The organism is Luteolibacter sp. AS25 (genome assembly GCF_046736275.1).
Taxonomy (GTDB): domain Bacteria; phylum Verrucomicrobiota; class Verrucomicrobiia; order Verrucomicrobiales; family Akkermansiaceae; genus Luteolibacter.
The window spans coordinates 2703291-2720947 of the sequence record NZ_CP151837.1 but is presented as its reverse complement, the minus strand read 5'-3'; the positions used below and the strand labels follow the sequence as shown (position 1 = coordinate 2720947).

Below are 17657 nucleotides of genomic sequence, written 5' to 3'. Positions count from 1 at the left end.
ATGAGCAAGAGCTGGGTTCATGCCGTTTTCCACGGCGAAATTTCTAAGACCGGGGGGTATCGAGGATCTCCCGTTTCTGATTGTTCACAGGTGCGCCCTGGGCGAGCCATGCATCGTAGAATTTCCAGCCGTCGCGGATGAGTTTACGGGTTTTGCCGAAGCGGTCCGGGCTGTTGAGAACGACGACGATCAGGCGGCGTGGGGTGACGCCTTTGGTGCCATCCTGTTTGGTGCGGACGAGTGGATCGCGCTCCATGCAGGTTGCGAGGCAGGGTCCGGAAAAGTTGGTGGTGCCGGTTTTGATGCCGATTACTCCCGGTTCGCCGAGAAGCTCGTTGGTGTTTCTGAGGGTGTATTTCCGTGTGCCGGCGGAACTGTCGATGCTGATCTCGCGGGTTTTCTGCTGGACCATGAAGTTCAGGGCGTTGCGGCGCATGGCGTGGATGGAGATTTTCGCGACATCGGCTGCGGTGGAATAGCCTACTTTTTCGTTTATCGGGAGCCCGTGGGGGCCGCGGAAAAGGGTTTGCTTCGCATTCACAGCTTTGGCGAAGTGGTTCATCTCGGTGACGAAGGCCTCGATGGGATCACCATTTCTGCCGCGTTGTTTCAGGAGCTGGATGCCGACGTGATGGGCGACGGTAAGCGCGGCCTTGTTATCGGAAGTGAGCATGGCGGCGTAGAGTGCATCGCGGAGGGTGAGGATATCGCCGGGAGCAAGATTGATGCTGCTGGGCGTAGGGACCTGGGTGACGATTTCAGGAACTTTCACAAGGTGTGTGGCAAAATCCGCACCGCTTGCGTTCACCCAATCGATGGCTACGACGGCGGTGGTGATTTTCGTGAGGGATGCCACCGGGCGTTTTTCGGTGGAGTTCTGGGCCGAAAGGACCTTGCCTGAGTAGGCCTCAACAACCATGTGGGCCTCTTGTGCCGTGAGGGACAGAGTCATAGCCAGGAGGAGAATGAGAATCTTCTGCATGAGAGGTAGACTAGGAGCACTGGGCGGGTATTCAAGCCTTTGGGAAAAATCAGTTTGGATAAGGATGGTTTGGGCGTAGTTTCGTGGAGAAGTATGGAGTTATTACAGGGCGGTGGTGTTTGGCTGGTTACGGTGAGTTTGATGTTGCTGGGACTGGTTGGCTGTGTGGCTCCGGTTTTGCCGGGGCATTTGTTGATTTTCTGCGGTGCGCTGGGGTATCGACTGATGAAAGGGGCGGAAGGCGGTATCGCGTGGTGGGGGATTGGAATTTTATTCGCGCTGATGGCAATTTCACAGGTTTTTGAGATTGCGAGTGGTTCGTTGGGTTCCAAATGGTTCGGTGGGACGAAATGGGGCGCGGTAGGTGCATTGGTGGGAGGTATTGTGGGGTTGTTTTTCCTGCCGTTCGGGTTGTTGCTGGGTCCGCTGGCCGGGGCGTTCGGGCTGGAGCTTGCTTTCGGGAAACGGAAGACGAGGGAAGCGGTTGTTTCCGGTGTGGGGAGTGTGGTGGGGACGGTTTCCGGTATGGTGTTCAAGCTGGTCGCGGGGGCTTTGATGATAATTTGGTTTTTCGTGGATGTCTGGGCAGTGGGTTGATTTACAGGAGCGTCAGGTTTTACGTTTTATCTTTGCGATTTCCAAAAATTCGGTGTTGATGTGTCTGCCGTCTCCCGGACGGTCGCAATGAGGGCGTAAGCTTCTTGTTGAGGAAAGTCCGGACACCATAGGACGACTTGCCTCGTGAAAACGGGGGACGTGCCCTGCAAGGGGTGCGGACGGAAAGTGCAGCAGAAAACAAACCGCCGATGGATCGCAAGATCACAGGTAAGGTTGAAAAGGTGGGGTAAGAGCCCACCGCGCCGAGGGTAACCGGAGTGGCAGTGTAAACCCCGGGTGGTGCAAGACATAACAGGGAATGGGCGGTCCGCCTGTGACTTCCCGGGTATTAGTCGCACTCTGCGTGAGCAGGGCGTTCCGCGCGAGCGGGATTGAGAGAAATGACCGTACAGCTGAGGGTCAAAGCTCAGTGGACAGAATCCGGCTTACAGGGAGGCGGCATCCCTTCGGGGAAAGCCTTGTGGGAATGGTGGATTTACCAAACTGGCAGGTAGTGCAAGAGTGGAGGAGAACGATGATGCGGGAAAGAAAGGTAACGCTAAAAAATGGTACACCGGGAATGGTGCGACCGATTGTGCCCGGTGATCAGGCTGCCTTAAGCGCGGCTCTGGAAGATCTGAAAGTGGAGAGTCGAGTGCAGCGTTTTTTCTACAACAAGACGGAACTTTCCGGTGCGGAATTGAGCCGCTTGAGCGAGCCCGACGGGGTGGACCACCTGGCCTACGGGTTGGCTGTGGAGCTGGAAGGGGAGTGGGTTCCCGTTTCCGTGGCGAGATGTTTCCGGGACGGGAGGGAAAGGGATCTGGCGGAGGTGGCCGTGGTGACGGCGGACATGTGGCAGGGAATGGGTGCGGGCAGGGAGCTGATGCGTTCCCTCTCAGCTGCTGCGATGGAGGTGGGGATCCGGCGCTGGTTCGGCGCGATGTTTTCCGGAAACCATGCGGCCAAAAGGCTGCTGGGACAGTTCGGCAAGCTTAGCGAGGAGAGGGATCTGGGGAACGGTGTGGAGGAAGTGATCTACCGTATCGAGAAGCCTGAAGGTGGCTTCTTCGGAGAGTCCGATGCTGGGGCTACCCTTTGATATCACTAACGGCGGCGTCTGGATAACAGGCCAATGAACAGAATGGCTGCGAACGCCATGGCAGAAGGTTCCGGCACTGTTGTGGCTGCGGCTGCGGATGCCGATGCGGCTGCGGAAGTGATGGAGATGTTATCGAAGGAAGCGGAGGGGAAAGGCCAGCCTCCTGTTTCCGCTCCGAAGAACATGACGATTGCGCCAGTGCCGCTGTAGGTGAATGTCATTTGCTGGCTGGTAACTGCCGATGTGAATTTCTGACTATCCAGGAGCTCGGCTTTTGCATTTCCCAATTGCTCAAGGATGCCGGTTTCCGTGTTAACGATCAGACCGCTTGCGGACGTCTTTGACGTGTCATAGTTAGTGCCCGCATAGATATTGACGATTGCCGCATTGCTGGCGTTGCCACTGGCTGTGGAGCTACTGGTATTAGCAACGTAGCTGGTGATATCGAAGGTAAGGGTATATACGCCCGCGGATGTTAGGGTATTGCTATCGAAGACGATTGCGGCCGTTCTGACACCGGACGTAGGAGCTGCGACCAATGCGGGTGTGGACCCGACCACAGTGGAGTTAGTAGCGATGGAGACGTTGTTTCCCGCTGTCCAGGTGTTGTAGGATACCTGGTTGCTATACCAGCCCCCAAGGTAGGGACGGGTTGAATTTACAATATTAGTGCTACTGAAGTTTTCTTCAAAAAATACAGTGGCGCTGTGTGCCTGGGTGATGGCGAGCAGCGAATATAAAACGAAACGAAGGCCTTGCGGCAGAATTTCAAAGACAGTCATGTCAAGGGGGGGTGATGGGGGATTCTTCAGGGGAAAGAACTTCCTTCGTATGGCTGAGTTATAAAGTTTGTTAAAGCTTTTTCTAAAAATATTTTATGATTTTTGAGTAATTGGTTAAAATTTTCCGGAATGGGTGACCTGCACGAAATTGGTCCAGTGACTAAAGACGGTATAGAGAAGCTGGATAATTTATCCCCAATGTCTTAGGTGTTCACTTCTTAATCGAGATCCTCCAGATGGGCGTACAGGGTTATACCGCGATCATCATTTGATAATCGAGGCGACTCTAAGGATTGGCCGAAACGTAACTGCCGTAAGCTAAAAACCCAACCAGGGGAGGAGAACTTTCCGCTTAGTGGGCGATATAAATTTAACTCCGGCTACGTCTGCAGCAGAGTCCAGCGAGCAATGTAATTCCCAGAAATGCGCTGGACGGTTCAGGTATACTGGTGACGGAGATATTATCAAAGCTGGCGGAAGAAAATGGATAGTTCCCTGTCTGTGCGCCAATCAGCATGAAAATGGCGCCGGTTCCATCGTAGTTGAAGGTCACTGACTGAGCTGTAGCAGCTGCGGTATATGTTTCTTCCTTCAGTTGGCTGGCTGTGGCGGTGCCTGTCTCCGTAATGATTGGTCCGTCAATGATGGTGTTTGCTTCCGTGTTAATATTGATGCGATTGTCACCGCTTGTGTCATATCCTGTTGCCTTCCAGATACTTACATACGCGGCGCTATCAGGAGTGGGGACGCTATTTCCTGCTGTATTGGCGATGAATTCGGAAATATCAAAATTGAACGAGTATTCTCCGCTTGCTGTGAGCGTGGTATTGTCGAAGGCAATCACAGCTGTTCTAATGGAACTGGTTGGGAGTGCTGTGAGGGCCCCATTTAATATGGTGACCTGGCCTCCTCCTGTCCAAGTGGCAAAGACGAGTTCATTTCCCGCTCCGCCTCCAAGGTTCGGATTAGAGAGGTTCGTGTATAATGATGAGCTGAAATCATCTTCGAAAACCGTAGTAGCTCCGTATAGTGGGACGAGGGCTAGAGATGAACATGCGATCAGGCTGGATATTTTGGATGTAGGGTTTTTGTTTTTCATTTTCCTTGTAGTTGCGGGTACTTCTATAGGTGTCTTAACATGTTTAATTTTGATGATAGGTAAGTAAATAATATTTTATGTGTATTTTATGAAAATGTTTCATTGGTCGTAGCTGTATTGTTAATCGGGTTGCTTGATCTTTCCCGAGAGGTGTGTGGAAATTTTTTGTTGGGCTTGCGTCGGGGTGACTGCTGGGGAGAATTGTGTGGATGAGTTTTTCAGGGGAATGGAATTATCCGGCGGAACTGCCGGTTGTTGAGCGGCGGGAGGATATCGTGCGGGCAATCCGGGAGAGCCAGGTGGTAGTGGTGGTATCGGACACGGGATCCGGGAAGACCACGCAGTTGCCAAAGATGGTGTGTGAGGCTCTGGGGCCGGAGAGGGAAGGTGGGAAAGGACGGCGGAAACTGATCGGGTGCACGCAGCCGCGAAGGATTGCGGCGGTGAGTGTGGCTAAGCGGGTCGCGGAGGAGCTGAAGGTGCCGTTGGGGGATTTCGTGGGGTATCAGGTGAGATTCGATGACAAGACCTCGCGGGAGACTCGGGTGAAGTTCATGACGGATGGCATCCTGCTGGCGGAGACGCAGGGGGATGTGGAGCTGAGAAGGTATGATGCGCTGATCATTGATGAGGCGCATGAGAGATCCCTGAATATTGATTTCCTGCTGGGGTATCTGAAGCGGCTGATGAGCTTGCGGAGAGATCTGAAGATTGTGATTTCTTCGGCCACGCTGGATGCGGGCAGCTTTGTGGAGTTTTTTAAAAGTCAGGGTGAGGAGCCGGCATTGCTGGAGGCGCCGGGGCGGATGTTCCCGGTGGAGGAGCACTATTTACCGGGGAAGGATGATGAGGATCTCTCTTCGCTGATCGGGCGTGGGGTGGATTATTTGACGGATCTGGATCCGATGGGTGATGTGCTGGTTTTCCTGCCGGGTGAGCGGGAGATCCGGGAGGCCGCGGATTTGCTGGAGGGGAGAAATTACCGCAATACGGAGGTTTTGCCGTTGTTCGCGCGGCTGGGGATGGGGGATCAGCAGAGGGTTTTCCAACCGGGGAGTCAGCGGCGGCTGGTGCTGGCTACGAATGTGGCGGAGACGAGTTTGACGATCCCGAGGATCGCCTGCGTGCTTGATACGGGACTGGCGCGGGTGAGCCGCTGGAACGCGGCAAAGGGCGTGCAGCGGCTGATGGTGGAGCCGGTAAGTCAGGCGAGTGCACGGCAGCGGAAGGGGCGCTGTGGGCGGGTGCAGGAGGGGATTTGCCTGCGGTTGTTCGAGGAAGAGGATTTGCTTGATAGGCCGGATTTCACGGAACCTGAGATCCGGCGGAGTTCGCTGGCAGGGGTGATTCTGCGGATGAAGGCATTGGGGCTGCCGGAGATTTCCGAGTTTCCGTTCCTGGATCCGCCGAATGCGAAGGCGGTTGCGGAGGGCTACCGGACGCTGCGTGAGGTGGGTGCGCTGGATAAGGAGAGAAATCTGACGGAGATAGGTGAGGAGCTGGGGAGGCTGCCGGTGGATCCACGGATGGGGCGGATGATGATCGAGGCTGATTATGAGAAATGCTTTGAGGAGGTGGTGGTGATCGTGGCGGGGCTGGAGACAAGTGACCCGCGCGAGCGCCCGGCGGAGAAAAAGCGTGAGGCGGATGCGGCGCATGCGCGGTGGCAGGATACGGATAGTGATTTCATTGCAATGCTGAACCTGTGGCGGGAGGTATTCGAATTTTACGACGGGCGCAGGTGGCGGTGGAATCAGCTACGCAAATTCTGTGGAAAGCATTTCCTGAATGCGAAGCGGATAACAGAGTGGGGAAATGTGGTGGAGGAGCTGCGTAGTTTACGTGGGAAGAGGACGGACGGGCGGAAGCCGCGGGAGAAGTCTGTGGTGAAGTATGAGAATTTCGATTACGCGGCGATTCACAGATCGTTGCTGGCGGGGGCGCCAAAGGCGTTCGGGCTGTGGGATAAGGAGAACAAGGGCTACCGGAGTGCCGGGGGAGGTTTTTTCGCGATTTTCCCGGGTTCCTATCTGTTCGGGCAGAAGAAGCGGGCGGAGTGGGTGTTGGGGCTGGAGCAGGTGGAGACCTCCCGTCTGTATGCGCGGCGGGCTGCGGTGATGGAGCCGGCATGGGTGGAGGTGGTGGCACCGCATCTGTGCCGTAGCCGCTATGGGGAAGCGTATTGGGATGAGAAACAGGGGGCGGTCTATGGGAAAGAGAGTGTGGTCTGTGGCGGTCTTCATGTGGTGGAGGGCAGGCGTGTTCATTATGGGCGTGTGGACAGAAAGGCGGCGCATGAGGTGTTTTTGCGGGAGGGCATTCTGGGTGGAGGGCTGCGCCGGAAAACTCGCTTTATGGAGCGGATGGAGGAGCTGCGGGAGCAGATAACCCTGCTGGAGGATAAGTTGCGGAGAAAGGGGATGCTGTGGAGTGAGGATGCGGTGGTGCGTTTCCTGGAGAAGCATGTGCCGGAGGAAATTTCCACGGCTTCCGCCTTCCACAAGTGGCGGGAGGAAAATGAGGATCTTATCATGATGGGCATGGACGATGTCATCTGGGAGGACCTTCACGGGCTGGAATTTTTCCCCGATCTCCTGCGCTTCGGGGATCAGGAATACCCCCTGTATTATCACTGCGCGCCGGGTGAGCGGGACGATGGGGTGACCATCGGCGTGCACGTGGATCAGCTGCCGATTCTCCCGGAATGGCTGCCCGGCTGGGGAGTGGATGGAAATCTCGAAGAGCGCGCGGAGCTGATGATGCGCGGCTTACCGAAGGATTTTCGCAGACTCTGCCAACCGATCGGGGAAGTAGCCTTCAGCTTTGCTGAACTATGGGCAGGTGCACCGAAGGAAGGACCTTTTCTTGAAATTCTTGCCAATCACATCCGCGAAAAAACCGGGGCATTCGTTCCGTTGGATGCCTTCGATCCGGACCGGCTGCCGGAGGAGCTAATCACCAAGATCTGGGTCTGCGATGATGAGGGCGAGGAACTGGCGATGGATACGGATGTGGCGCAGCTGAAGCTTCAGCTTGCGGACCGGATGCGGGCGCGTTTCGAGGCTGCGGCGACGGCGGATGTGGAACGGCGGGGGATGAGCTCCTGGGATGGGGAAAGTCTTCCGGAAAAGGTCATGACGCCGGGCGGTCCCGCGTATCCTGCGTTGGTCGACGAAGGGAAAACTGTCGGTGTGAAAGCTTTTACGAATTTTTCTGAAGCGAATGAGGCTCATCGCCAAGGTGGTGCCCGATTGATGATTCTGGGTTCTGAAAGGGACGTTTCCTATCTACAGAAGAAATTTCCTCTTGGTATGTTGGCGCGGGTGGAGATGGGTCGGATAGGGGTGGGAGGCACGGATCTGGAGGATCTGATTCTGCTCTGCGCGGAAGGTGTGGCGGGAGGGAGTTTCCCTCGTAGTCCGGAAGCCTTCGCAAGCCTGAACGAGGAAGCACGTGGAAAATGGTATGAAGTCGCCACAAAAGTCGGAAGTGGGCTCGATGAAATTGCCGAGACGGTCGAGGAGATCCAGCAATGGATCGCTGTTAATCGGACTGATAGGAATCTCGGCGAGGTAGCCGCTGATCTGGAGGAGGAAATGAGTTTCCTGCTGCGCGGTCGGTTTGCCTGGCGGGCAGGTTATGAGCGGTTTGTGGATTACCCGCGCCATTTCCGTGCGATCCGTTCGCGGCTGGCACGGATTCAATCCCTGCCGCTCATCAAGGATCTGGAGAAAATGGATCTGCTGAGGAATTACTGGCCGCAGTGGTATGAAAGTTGGCAGGCAGGTCCCGATGAGCCAGGCAGCTGGGAAGCAGGATGGCTACTTCAGGAGTGGCGCGTGCAACTTTTCGCCCCGGATGTGGAAGTGCGGGGGAAAGTCTCCGAAAAACGCGTGGAGAAAGCCCTGGAATCAAAGGGGCTGTAAGTGCTGGGAACGGAGTCGCTAAGTAAGATGACGACGTTGAAAGATTGGAGAGCGATGTTCGAAAACCGGGGTTGCCCGGCAGCGGAACGCAGCCGCTCCCTGGGGGGAGGGTAGGTAATCTTTAATGGACTGCTCTTTTCAGGAAATGTTTCGGGGGGTGCTCGGTGCCGCCGTGGCGGAGGGCGCTGTTGCCGGTTTGCTTGTGGCGGTGGGAGTCTGCGCGGAAGGAAAAGATGGCGGGGAACCCCTCCGGGCAGCCTTGGAAGGCGGCGTTCCGTATGGATACGGAGATGAGCGGGGAAAGGTGGGCGAACTTCGGGTTTACTGCTTCCACGTGAGTGTGGAGCTCGGTCTCTCCGCGCAGGGTCATGAGGAGTAGTCCGAGGATTTCGCCACGGCAGGTGAGGACGGAGGAATATTTTTCCTCGAATCGCTCCTTGTTGCCGGTGTTCCAGTAGCTCTGGAACTGGTGGGGAGACATCAGGCCGTGGGCGGAGATGATTTCAAAAATCTTGGCGGGGTCCTGGCCGCGGATGGATTGGAACTCCCAATCTTTGGGACGTTTTGGCTGGGCGCGGTTGAAGATGCGGAGGTTCCGGGATTTTACGATTTCTCCGGGGCTGGTGAAGATCCTGTCTGTCTGGGCGATCTCAAAGCCCTCCCGGAGGAGTAGGTGGTAGAGCGGATGGGCGGTGGCCAGCGGGATATCCAGATAGATTTCCGTGGCGTCGCGCTCTTTGGCAATCTGATCGAGCTGGCGGAAAATGGTGAGCAGCTGGGTATCGTCCAATCCACTGGAGGAGCTGAGGTGAAAGCGAAGTGCCTTTGGGGTGGATGTTGGCGTTTCCCACCACGGGATGGCGGCTACGATACGCTCTACGGGAGTCTCTTTTACCCCTAGGAGAAAAGTGGAGTGAGGTGGGACGGGGTGATCTGCCAGCAGGCTTTTGGCGCGGGCGATTTCATCCGGGTATGCGGGGCGTATAAGCATAGGGAAAGAAGGCGGCCAGCCGTGCGAGTAGCCTGGCCGCGTGAAGATGTTCTGCTTCCTTGGTGTCTATCAGGCGACTTGCCTGCGGTTTCTGCGGAGCAGGAGGCCTGCGGAACCGAGTGCGAGGAGGGATAGTGCGGATGGCTCCGGGATGGCCTCGATGGCGGATTTTCCGGCGGAGATGGAGAGGGCTGCTCCTGTGGAATCTATGGCGAAACCTGATAGATAGCCGCCGCCTACGCCATCGAATACGAACTCGCCTACGGCTTCGTAGATGTTGTCCGCGCCGTTGAAGGAGATGTTTGCGTAGTTCTTGGTTGTTCCATCAATTACTGCGCTATTTTTCGAAATGCCGTTGTAGGAATATCTTCCTCCGGGCGTACCAACAGGGGCATTGATATCCGAGCCGGAGGTGAAAATTACGGTGCCGTAAGTTGCAAAGTAAGAGCTCGAGGAATATGAAAGGTCGGCTCGCCCGTTGTCTTTGGGATAGCTACCAGATATTCCGATATTGATTCCCGCGGGAACGTCGGTGGAGTCTGCGCTGGATTTGACGGTGCCTGGGGCAAAGGTGAAGGCGGTGATGGCGCCTTGGGCAATGGTGGTGGAACCGGCGGTGAGGGTGAGGTAGGTGGCGAGTTGATGTGTTTTCACGGGTGGTAGGGTGTGGGTAGAGGGCAAGGCTCCCGGCTATGCAGCCTGCTTGCGGTTCCTTCTGAGAAGGAGGCCTGCGGAGCCGAGTGCGAGGAGGGAGAGCGCGGATGGCTCCGGGATGGCCTCGATGGCGGATTTTCCGGCGGAGATGGAGAGGGCTGCTCCTGTGGAATCAATGGCGAGGCCCGAGAGATAGCCGCCGCCTACGCCATCGAATACGAACTCGCCTACGGCTTCGTAGATGTCGTCGTAGCCGTTGAAGGAAATGTTGGCGTAGTTTTTGGTGGATCCGTCGATGTTGGCGCCAAAGCGTGATACGAGGTTGCCATTATTACTGTATGAATATTGAGCTGTTACAGTCGCGTCGGTGGGGGTGAGATCAGCCCCCGAGGTGAAATGTACATCTCCGGTAATGGCGAAGAGTGAGGTAGTGGAGGCCGTGAGGTCCGTTCTACCGTAGGTTTTTTTTGAACCAAACCCTAGGGCTATATCGATTCCCGCGGGAACGTCGGTGGAGTCTGCGCTGGATTTGACGGTGCCTGGGGCGAAGGTGAAGGCGGTGATGGCACCTTGGGCGACGGTGGTGGAACCGGCGGTGAGGGTGAGGTAGGTGGCGAGTTGATGTGTTTTCATGGTTGGTAGGGTGTGAGTAGAGGGCAAGACTCCCGGCTATACAGCCTGCTTGCGGTTCCTTCTGAGAAGGAGGCCTGCGGAACCGAGTGCGAGGAGGGATAGTGCGGATGGCTCCGGGACGGCCTCGATGGCGGCTTTTCCGGCGGAGATGGAGATGCCTACTCCTGCGGAATCGATGGCGAGGCCCGAGAGGTAGCCGCCGCCGGCGCCGTCGAATACGAACTCGCCTACGGCTTCGTAAATGTTGTCGAAACCGTCGAAGGAGATGCTGGCATAGTTTTTAGTGGATCCGTCGATAGTAGCTCCGTACTTACCCGAGCCGTTAAGGGCATATTTCCCTCTTTGTGAGTACCCGATTGCGGCAAAATCTCCGCCTGAACTGAACTTTTGATCAGAGCTCGAGTAAGCGAATAGCGATGAGGTTGAAACACTTGTATCAGCGTAGCCGTAAGGACCAGATATTCCGATATTGATCCCGGCGGGAACATCGGTGGAGTCCGCGCTGGATTTGACGGTGCCTGGGGCGAAGGTGAAGGCAGTGATGGCACCTTGGGCAATGGTGGTGGAGCCGGCGGTGAGGGTGAGGTAGGTGGCGAGTTGGTGTGTTTTCACGGTTGGTAGGGTGTGAGTTGTGGATTGTCGTTATGCGTTAAGTGCCGGAGAGGTGGGCTTTCTCTGGCGGTGGAGTTCGGGGCGGATGGGTGAGGAGAGGTGCTGTGGCTGGGGGAGAGTGGTGCCCAGGAATTTCCGGAGGGCGGGGAGTTGTGCCTCTGGTGTGGAGACGAGGGAGGGGTAGTCGATTTCCAGTAACTCTACGTCTGTGCGCTGGCGGAGCTGGGCGAGGGTCTGATCCAGATGGGTCTGCTGGGTCTGGATGAGGTGGGCTTTTTCCGAGCGGGGCTTACGCCCGTTCCGCGCGAGCATGGCCCACTGGGAGTCTACGACTTCCGCGACGGGGCGTTTCATGAAAATGATGCGGTAGCGGTGGCGCGGGGGAAGCTGAGGGAGGAGGGCGGAGATGACTTTGATGGCCTTGCCTTCCGCTTGCTCGATGAGGCGGGGATTTTTCCGCAGGGATTTGATCTCCTGCCATTCCCAGTAGCCTTCTGTGTTGTCCTCGTCGGCCTGGCGCTTGTCATCGTGCATGAGGAGCATGCCGGCGGAGCGGAGCATCTGCATCATGAGGGAGGTGCCGGAGCGTGGCAGGCCGGAGACGATGGTGAAGTCCAGGGGCTGGATGGCGGCGGCTTCCTCGGATTTCCTGGCGGCTTCCTCGCGGCGGAGCTGTCGCTGGATGTGGCGTTCCTTTGCACGGGCGGCGATGCCGATGCGCATGGATTGAAGTTGCTTCTGGCTGGCGAGGGCGGTGGAGAGCCTGCCTTTTACGAGGAGGTCATCGCAGGTCTGTGCCTCGGCGGTTTTGCCTTGGCGGGTGTAGACTGTCTTGAGCGCGGTGATGGTGGCTGTGTCGTGCGGGGCGAATTGGAGGGCGTTGTTGAGTGCTTTTTCCGCCTCCGGCCATTGCTGAAGGCTGGTGAGTGCGGTGCCGAGCAGCTGGTGGGCGCGGGGACTGGCAAACTGGAGGGCGATGGCCGAGAGGGCTGTGCGGGCGGCGGCTTCGGGTTGTTTTTCCCGGAGGAGGCAGCGGGTGAGGGTGATGTGCGCCTGGATGCTGCTGGGGTCTATGGAGAGGAGAAACTCTGCAGTATCCCGGGCTTGCTGCCATTTTCCAAGGATAGTGTAGGCTCGGCAGGATAGTTCCAGGATGCTGGGCGCGCGCGGTGCCTGGGCGCGGGCGGTTTCCAGGTGGTTGAGGGCCTGCTCCGGCTCGCCTTTCTCATAGGCGATCTGGCCTTGGAGGAGGTGGGCTGAGGTGGAGTTCCCGAAGGTCTCCAGGCAAATGGCCAGGGTTTCCTCTGCCTCGTGGGTGAGGCCGAGGGCTAGCTGGGTGCGGGCGAGGACTTGGGCGAAATCGGTGCGTTCCGGGTAGGCAGTGAAGCAGTCTTCGAGGAGTGGGAGTGCGGCTGCGTGCTTGCCGGTGAAGAGGTAGGCGCGCGCGAGGGACCATTTGTTTTCCCGCTTGGTGGAGTCTGCCGCTTCCGTGGAGTCTGGTGAGATTTCATCGATATAGCCGAGATCGATAAACTGCTGGAGGAGTTCCTGGCTCTGCTCCGAGGTGAGGGAGCCGCGCCGGGTGGGGGTGGTGGTATCGTTCTCCCAGGTGGGGGTGGTGAGTGCCGGGGTGTCTGTGGAGAAAATTTCCCGGAGGACGCGGCCTTCCATGTCCTCGCCGATGGGGAGGCGGAAGTGGTGGAGGATGGTGGGTGCGATGTCGAGGAGATTGGCCCCGTGGATGTGTGCGCCGGGTGCGATGCCTGGGCCTTTGGCGAGGAGGACGCCTTGGTTCCGGTGCCAGACGGTGATGCCGGCGGGGACACGTGGGGTGAACTCCGGGCGGAGGTGATCCGAGTGGAAGCCGTGATCTGAAACGAGGATGACGGTGGTGTCTGGCCCGGCGAGGTGGAGGAGGCGCTGGAGCATCATGTCGTGGGCGCGGTAGGTGGCCTTTACGACGTGCTGGTAGATTTCAAAATCATCCTGGGGGATGCCTTCCATCCGCGGCGGGTGGTAGGGCATGAAGTGGTGGGAAATCTCATCAATGGCGCGGTAGTAGACGGCCATGAAATCCCACTCAGGATCGGTCTCCATGAGGTGGGTGGTGGCGGCATGGACGGAGTATGCCTCTGCGAGGTGCTGGCGGAGGTGGGTGATGCGCTGGTCCCTGGATTGATCGATGCGGTGGCCCTCGGGGAGGAATGCTTTGAGGATATCTCCCTCGATTTCGTGCGGGCTGATGCGGAGGTGGTCCATGCTTTCCCCGAGATCCTCCGGCCAGTAGGTGCCGGGCATGGGAGGCTCGCGTTCTTCGGGAACTCCGTCCGGGGTGTCGCCCTTGAGGTGGCAGAACATGTTGGAGACCATTTTCCCATCGAGATCGCGCTCTCCCTGGGTGGCGAACCAGCTGACGATATGGCTGCGGAGGTTCTTTTCCCCGAGCATTTCCCAGATTGTTTTGCATTTCCGCGTGGCGGCGGAGACGGGAACGATGGCACCGGAGACAGGATCGACTTCCGTGAAGCCTTCCACGCCGTGGTGGTAGGCCATTTTCCCGGTGGCGATGCTGGTCCAGAGCATGGGTGAGAGTTGCGGCTCCAGAGTGGCGAGATTGCCATGGGTGCCGCCGTCCATGAGGCTGCGGATGCCGTCCATTCCGCCTTCGGCAAGGAGTGAATTGATGATTTTCCAATCCGCTGAGTCCCAGCCGATTAGAAGAAGCTTTTTCCTTTTGGTGGGCAATTTGGACATTGAATACTAAGAACTCCGTATTTGTATCAGGCCGACGGGATAAGGTTAATATAATTTTTTAAAAATGGTCATAAGTGCCACTTTGATGTGGTGGGGATGCTGCTATCCTCGGGCGGTGATTGGTTGGCGATGGGACGCAACCACGCCTTTGGGGAGAGGCAAAAAAAAGTCTAATTTTGTTAATTCAGTTATTGCGTCCGGCGGGGGAGCGAATTACCTCTTCCTTCCACTCATCTGGGATGGAGCGGTAGCTCAGTTGGTTAGAGCGCCAGCCTGTCACGTTGGAGGTCGCGGGTTCGAGCCCCGTCCGCTCCGCCATCCCAGATTTGAGTGGCTTTTTTGTTTTTAGACTTAGCCATCTATTGGCAGGTTTCAGGATAGCCGATGGGGGCTATAAAATAAGGGGTGGGCTTTGTGCGGGTGCGGACCATTAGGCAGCGGTCGATTTCTGTATCGATTTCCCATTTTTCCAGCGGGGTGTCTTTGATGAAATCCAGAGGGACGGGCCAGAGGGGTTTTGGGATAATTTCCAGACGAGTGTTTTCTCCGAAGTATTCGGTGCATTGGTCTGCGTGGAGCCATTTGCCGCGGCGGGCGTTCGGATTGAGGAACTCGGGGGTGGCGGGTTCGGTGGTGTGGATGTGATCGAAGAGGCAGCCGTAGACGAGTTGGCGGGTGGTGATTTTCTGATTTCTGTATTCAGGTGGGAGGAGTTCGCGATGGCTTCCGGTGAGGACGAGCTGGTGGGTGCGCATTTTCTCTAGTTTACGAAAATAGTTATCCCGGGCATTCGGGCCGGGTAGGAGGAGGGCTCCGGGTGTCTGGACGGCGAGGTAAAATTTCACTGCGAGCTCAAGGTGTATGATCTGCCGGGAGGGTAGGTCTTCCAGGAGATAATCGAGTTCGCCAAGGGTATGGCCGGCGATTTTTCGGAGCTGGAGGCTTTGCTCCAGAAGTCTGTAGCGGGGAGAGGCCTGGATTAGTGTGGCAAGCGCGTCCTCGTAGAGGTGGCCGAGTTTTTGCTCCAGATTAAGTGGCGAGGGGTTTTCGGGTAGCTGAAGAGAAGTGAAGGGAAATGTGGAGGCTTCTGGGAGAGATCCGATGAGAAGTGGGCCTTGGGTGAGACTATGGAAGAGGGCGGAGGATGTTGAGGACATTTCAGCGATGGTGGGCTGATAGTGGGGAAATGGACATCGACATGGAAGAGCAGAGGTCTAGGTTGCAGCAGTTACCCTTATGAAAAAGTGCCCGTATTGCGCGGAGGATATCCAGGATGAGGCGGTGAAGTGTAAGCACTGCATGGAGTTTCTCGATGAATCAAAACGCCCGGTGCCGTTAGTGCCGCTGATTCCGGTGGTGCCTCCTGAAAATACTTTGCCCTGGTATTGCAAGACACCGTTCATTGTCCTGACTTTTCTAACAGTGCCGCCGTTTGCTTTGCCGCTGATCTGGCTTCATCCGAAGTTGCATGTGGCATGGAAAATTTTCATCACGCTGGTGGTGCTGGCGCTCTGCTGGGGGATGTATCGGACATTTGTATCGTTTGTGCAGCAGTTCGATGAGGCCACAAAGATGCTGAAAGATATGCCTTTCTGACGATGGTTCTGATTTTTCGCAGACTGAAGATCGCGGTCCTATGACTGGCGGACTTTTTTGAGGAGGTTTTGGCAAGCGTCTTCCACCAGGTTTGCTACGGTTTCAAATCCCTTGTTTCCGCCGTAGTATGGATCGGGGACGTGGGTTGATTCGTGGCGGGTGCAGTAGTCTGTGAGTAGCTGGATGTGGCCGGTGGGTTGGTTGTCCTTTGCGAGGGCAAGGACGTCCCGGAGATTTTCCTGATCGGCGACGAGGATGAGGTCGAAGATTTCCAGGTCTTCGGGTTTGATCGGGCGGGATTTCCCGAAGATGCGGTAGCCGCGCCTGCGGAGGGTCTCGCTCATCCGCGGATCCGGAGCGCTTCCCTTATGATAGCCGATGGTGCCGGCGGAATCTGTGTGGATGCTTTCGGTGAGGTTCTCGGCTTCCAGCAGGTGGTGAAACACGATTTCCGCGGCGGGGGAGCGGCAAATGTTTCCCATGCAGATGAAGAGAACGCGGAATGGTAGGGTGGACATGGGGCGATTATCCTGCCAGCTGGGCGGGTGTGGCAATCGGTTTCTGAAGGGGAAATAAAAGGGTGTGGGAGCTTCCGTGTAATTCGAGGTGGAAGCTTGACGGCCATTTCGGAGCGCTCAATCTGAAGTAATGAAACAGGGAATCACAAAGGAGGAGCTGGTGTGGGTGATTGTCCGGGTGATCGGCGTGTTTTTCCTTTGGTGTGCAATGGAGAAATGTGGGATGCTGATAGGGCTCCATTACACGTCCAGTTGGGCCGGTGTGAGGGTAGGTAAGGAGATGTTGGCTGTTGCCACGAATCCCGTAATTTTCGCATTGGTGGTGTATACCTTACTTGCGTTTTACTTCCTTAGATGGGGGAGGTTCTTCTTTTTAGTTCTATCGAGAATGGGTGGGGAGGCGGCGGTCCCAGGGGAAAGAAGAGCGGATCCTTCTGGTTTCGAGCTATGGCTCTCCGAGGACGAATCGCGGAGGGATCTTCCTTATGAAAAGCAGCTGGCGATGTATGACAGCTGGCGGCTGGACAATTTCTAGCGTCGCTAAGATTTCCCTGCCTTATTTTTTCCGAGGGCGGGTGAGGAAGAACAGGACAATGCCGAGGATGGAGATAAGAAATGCTCCACCGGTCACGGCTGAGATGGTGAGGTCCCGCAGGTCTTTGTTGGGGATGAACATGAATTTATGAAAGAGGCTGAAGATATCTGCCTCGAATTGCTTTTTATCATCGGTGTGCCGAGTGACGGATCCGGTGATGGTGGAGACGTAAACGCGGGTGCCTTTGCCATCGGCGAGATCGAAGCGATAGACGGGTAGGATACGGAAGATACCGATGTATTCACGGTTGAAAGAGGTGAGGAAATCGGTTTGCTCGACTTCATCGGAGGCGAGAAATTTCGAGGCAATTTCTCTGGCGTAGGTGGTGTCCGCCGTTTTGTTTTCGGTGCCGGTGGTAGCATCGATGTATGTGAATCCGGTTTGGTCAGGAAGGAAGGCTTGGTAGTGGGGTGTTCCTGCGATGTTTCGGATATTGATGGCTGTGGGTTGGGTATCCGGAAATGCCTGTGCGGGACTGATCGTAATGGCTGCGGTGTTGAGGCCGGCTTCGCTGGGTTTCGCGGATGGAGGGGCTGCTTGCGTGCGGCTCATGATGACGTGAATGACACCACTGCCGGAGGACATGAGGATGGTGAGCGAGAAGAGGAGACCGAGCCAGCGGTGCGATTTTCTGATAAATTTTTTCATAATTCTGAAGTGGTAGGCAGGTTTTGACTGCTGTGGATGGACGAGTTGAAGAAGGGGTGCCGGGGAGTAGTGCACTGGTGGGCGGGCGCCACTCCCCGGCACCCCTTCCAGGGGGAGAGGCACTTGGGAAAGGCTGCTGCTTACCCCAAGTGCCTGTGCGAAAAAGGC

The 17657-nt window shown here is 56.6% G+C and carries 16 protein-coding genes, 1 tRNA gene and 1 other RNA gene; 7 read left to right on the top strand and 11 right to left on the bottom strand.

Annotated elements, in window-relative coordinates; all coding sequences use genetic code 11:
- Nucleotides 1-43: 43 nt before the first annotated feature.
- The gene (locus tag AAGA79_RS12530; RefSeq protein ID WP_411826144.1) at nucleotides 44-982 is read right to left on the bottom strand and encodes a D-alanyl-D-alanine carboxypeptidase family protein; all 939 of its coding nucleotides are present in this window, start codon (nucleotides 980-982) and stop codon (nucleotides 44-46) included.
- 93 nt (nucleotides 983-1075) lie between these two features.
- On the opposite strand from AAGA79_RS12530, the gene AAGA79_RS12525 reads away from it, so the two are divergent.
- The 3 genes from AAGA79_RS12525 (at nucleotide 1076) to AAGA79_RS12515 (ending at nucleotide 2681) form a co-directional block, all read left to right on the top strand.
- Nucleotides 1076-1579 carry a DUF456 family protein gene (locus tag AAGA79_RS12525; RefSeq protein WP_411826143.1) on the top strand — a complete coding sequence of 168 codons (504 nt, stop codon included), beginning with the start codon at nucleotides 1076-1078 and terminating at the stop codon, nucleotides 1577-1579.
- Nucleotides 1580-1645: 66 nt separating this feature from the next.
- Nucleotides 1646-2044, top strand: an RNA gene (gene rnpB, locus AAGA79_RS12520) — RNase P RNA component class A.
- Between the two features lie 115 nt (nucleotides 2045-2159).
- The gene (locus AAGA79_RS12515) at nucleotides 2160-2681 is read left to right on the top strand and encodes an N-acetyltransferase family protein (RefSeq protein ID WP_411826142.1); all 522 of its coding nucleotides are present in this window, start codon (nucleotides 2160-2162) and stop codon (nucleotides 2679-2681) included.
- A gap of 5 nt (nucleotides 2682-2686) precedes the next feature.
- On the opposite strand, the gene AAGA79_RS12510 is transcribed toward AAGA79_RS12515, so the two are convergent.
- A complete protein-coding gene (locus tag AAGA79_RS12510) occupies nucleotides 2687-3463 on the bottom strand; it encodes a PEP-CTERM sorting domain-containing protein (RefSeq protein ID WP_411826141.1) in 777 nt (258 codons plus the stop codon).
- A 370-nt stretch (nucleotides 3464-3833) separates the two neighbouring features.
- Entirely contained in the window at nucleotides 3834-4562 is a 729-nt protein-coding gene (locus AAGA79_RS12505; RefSeq protein WP_411826140.1) for a hypothetical protein, read from the bottom strand.
- A gap of 209 nt (nucleotides 4563-4771) precedes the next feature.
- Here AAGA79_RS12505 and hrpA point away from each other — a divergent pair, with 209 nt between their 5' ends.
- Nucleotides 4772-8488: an ATP-dependent RNA helicase HrpA gene (hrpA, locus tag AAGA79_RS12500; RefSeq protein ID WP_411826139.1), complete on the top strand. Its 3717-nt coding sequence runs from the start codon at nucleotides 4772-4774 to the stop codon at nucleotides 8486-8488.
- Between the two features lie 121 nt (nucleotides 8489-8609).
- On the opposite strand, the gene AAGA79_RS12495 is transcribed toward hrpA, so the two are convergent.
- The 5 genes from AAGA79_RS12495 to AAGA79_RS12475 form a co-directional block, all read right to left on the bottom strand.
- A complete protein-coding gene (locus tag AAGA79_RS12495) occupies nucleotides 8610-9479 on the bottom strand; it encodes a hypothetical protein (RefSeq protein ID WP_411826138.1) in 870 nt (289 codons plus the stop codon).
- Nucleotides 9480-9548: 69 nt separating this feature from the next.
- Nucleotides 9549-10133, bottom strand: a complete 585-nt coding sequence (locus tag AAGA79_RS12490; protein WP_411826137.1) for a PEP-CTERM sorting domain-containing protein — start codon at nucleotides 10131-10133, stop codon at nucleotides 9549-9551.
- Nucleotides 10134-10169: 36 nt separating this feature from the next.
- Nucleotides 10170-10766 (bottom strand): PEP-CTERM sorting domain-containing protein, encoded by a 597-nt coding sequence (locus AAGA79_RS12485; protein ID WP_411826136.1) that lies wholly within the window; start codon nucleotides 10764-10766, stop codon nucleotides 10170-10172.
- 36 nt (nucleotides 10767-10802) lie between these two features.
- Entirely contained in the window at nucleotides 10803-11378 is a 576-nt protein-coding gene (locus tag AAGA79_RS12480) for a PEP-CTERM sorting domain-containing protein (protein ID WP_411826135.1), read from the bottom strand.
- A gap of 30 nt (nucleotides 11379-11408) precedes the next feature.
- On the bottom strand, nucleotides 11409-14132 hold the full coding sequence (locus tag AAGA79_RS12475; RefSeq protein ID WP_411826134.1) for an alkaline phosphatase family protein: 2724 nt from the start codon (nucleotides 14130-14132) through the stop codon (nucleotides 11409-11411).
- 241 nt (nucleotides 14133-14373) lie between these two features.
- On the opposite strand from AAGA79_RS12475, the gene AAGA79_RS12470 reads away from it, so the two are divergent.
- Nucleotides 14374-14450, top strand: a tRNA-Asp gene (locus AAGA79_RS12470).
- A 41-nt stretch (nucleotides 14451-14491) separates the two neighbouring features.
- Here AAGA79_RS12470 and AAGA79_RS12465 read toward each other — a convergent pair.
- Complete coding sequence (locus AAGA79_RS12465; protein ID WP_411826133.1) at nucleotides 14492-15289, bottom strand: DUF1853 family protein; 798 nt, start codon at nucleotides 15287-15289, stop codon at nucleotides 14492-14494.
- 79 nt (nucleotides 15290-15368) lie between these two features.
- On the opposite strand from AAGA79_RS12465, the gene AAGA79_RS12460 reads away from it, so the two are divergent.
- Nucleotides 15369-15728 (top strand): zinc ribbon domain-containing protein, encoded by a 360-nt coding sequence (locus tag AAGA79_RS12460; RefSeq protein WP_411826132.1) that lies wholly within the window; start codon nucleotides 15369-15371, stop codon nucleotides 15726-15728.
- Between the two features lie 38 nt (nucleotides 15729-15766).
- Here AAGA79_RS12460 and AAGA79_RS12455 read toward each other — a convergent pair whose 3' ends face one another.
- Nucleotides 15767-16246 (bottom strand): low molecular weight protein-tyrosine-phosphatase, encoded by a 480-nt coding sequence (locus AAGA79_RS12455; RefSeq protein ID WP_411826131.1) that lies wholly within the window; start codon nucleotides 16244-16246, stop codon nucleotides 15767-15769.
- A 130-nt stretch (nucleotides 16247-16376) separates the two neighbouring features.
- On the opposite strand from AAGA79_RS12455, the gene AAGA79_RS12450 reads away from it, so the two are divergent.
- The gene (locus AAGA79_RS12450) at nucleotides 16377-16781 is read left to right on the top strand and encodes a hypothetical protein (protein ID WP_411826130.1); all 405 of its coding nucleotides are present in this window, start codon (nucleotides 16377-16379) and stop codon (nucleotides 16779-16781) included.
- A gap of 21 nt (nucleotides 16782-16802) precedes the next feature.
- Here the strand turns inward: AAGA79_RS12450 and AAGA79_RS12445 are convergent, their stop codons facing one another.
- Nucleotides 16803-17489, bottom strand: a complete 687-nt coding sequence (locus tag AAGA79_RS12445) for a hypothetical protein (protein ID WP_411826129.1) — start codon at nucleotides 17487-17489, stop codon at nucleotides 16803-16805.
- Nucleotides 17490-17657: the final 168 nt, after the last annotated feature.

Excerpts from the sequence above, each read along its gene's own strand:
- AAGA79_RS12460 (WP_411826132.1), top strand. The coding sequence starts at position 15,369 with ATGAAAAAGTGCCCGTATTGCGCGGAGGATATCCAGGATGAGGCGGTG.
- AAGA79_RS12515 (WP_411826142.1), top strand. The coding sequence starts at position 2,160 with ATGGTGCGACCGATTGTGCCCGGTGATCAGGCTGCCTTAAGCGCGGCT.
- AAGA79_RS12455 (WP_411826131.1), bottom strand. The coding sequence starts at position 16,246 with ATGTCCACCCTACCATTCCGCGTTCTCTTCATCTGCATGGGAAACATT.
- AAGA79_RS12525 (WP_411826143.1), top strand. The coding sequence starts at position 1,076 with ATGGAGTTATTACAGGGCGGTGGTGTTTGGCTGGTTACGGTGAGTTTG.
- AAGA79_RS12475 (WP_411826134.1), bottom strand. The coding sequence starts at position 14,132 with ATGTCCAAATTGCCCACCAAAAGGAAAAAGCTTCTTCTAATCGGCTGG.
- AAGA79_RS12465 (WP_411826133.1), bottom strand. The coding sequence starts at position 15,289 with ATGTCCTCAACATCCTCCGCCCTCTTCCATAGTCTCACCCAAGGCCCA.
- AAGA79_RS12510 (WP_411826141.1), bottom strand. The coding sequence starts at position 3,463 with ATGACTGTCTTTGAAATTCTGCCGCAAGGCCTTCGTTTCGTTTTATAT.
- AAGA79_RS12505 (WP_411826140.1), bottom strand. The coding sequence starts at position 4,562 with ATGAAAAACAAAAACCCTACATCCAAAATATCCAGCCTGATCGCATGT.
- AAGA79_RS12445 (WP_411826129.1), bottom strand. The coding sequence starts at position 17,489 with ATGAAAAAATTTATCAGAAAATCGCACCGCTGGCTCGGTCTCCTCTTC.
- AAGA79_RS12530 (WP_411826144.1), bottom strand. The coding sequence starts at position 982 with ATGCAGAAGATTCTCATTCTCCTCCTGGCTATGACTCTGTCCCTCACG.
- AAGA79_RS12485 (WP_411826136.1), bottom strand. The coding sequence starts at position 10,766 with ATGAAAACACATCAACTCGCCACCTACCTCACCCTCACCGCCGGTTCC.
- AAGA79_RS12450 (WP_411826130.1), top strand. The coding sequence starts at position 16,377 with ATGAAACAGGGAATCACAAAGGAGGAGCTGGTGTGGGTGATTGTCCGG.
- hrpA (WP_411826139.1), top strand. The coding sequence starts at position 4,772 with ATGAGTTTTTCAGGGGAATGGAATTATCCGGCGGAACTGCCGGTTGTT.
- AAGA79_RS12495 (WP_411826138.1), bottom strand. The coding sequence starts at position 9,479 with ATGCTTATACGCCCCGCATACCCGGATGAAATCGCCCGCGCCAAAAGC.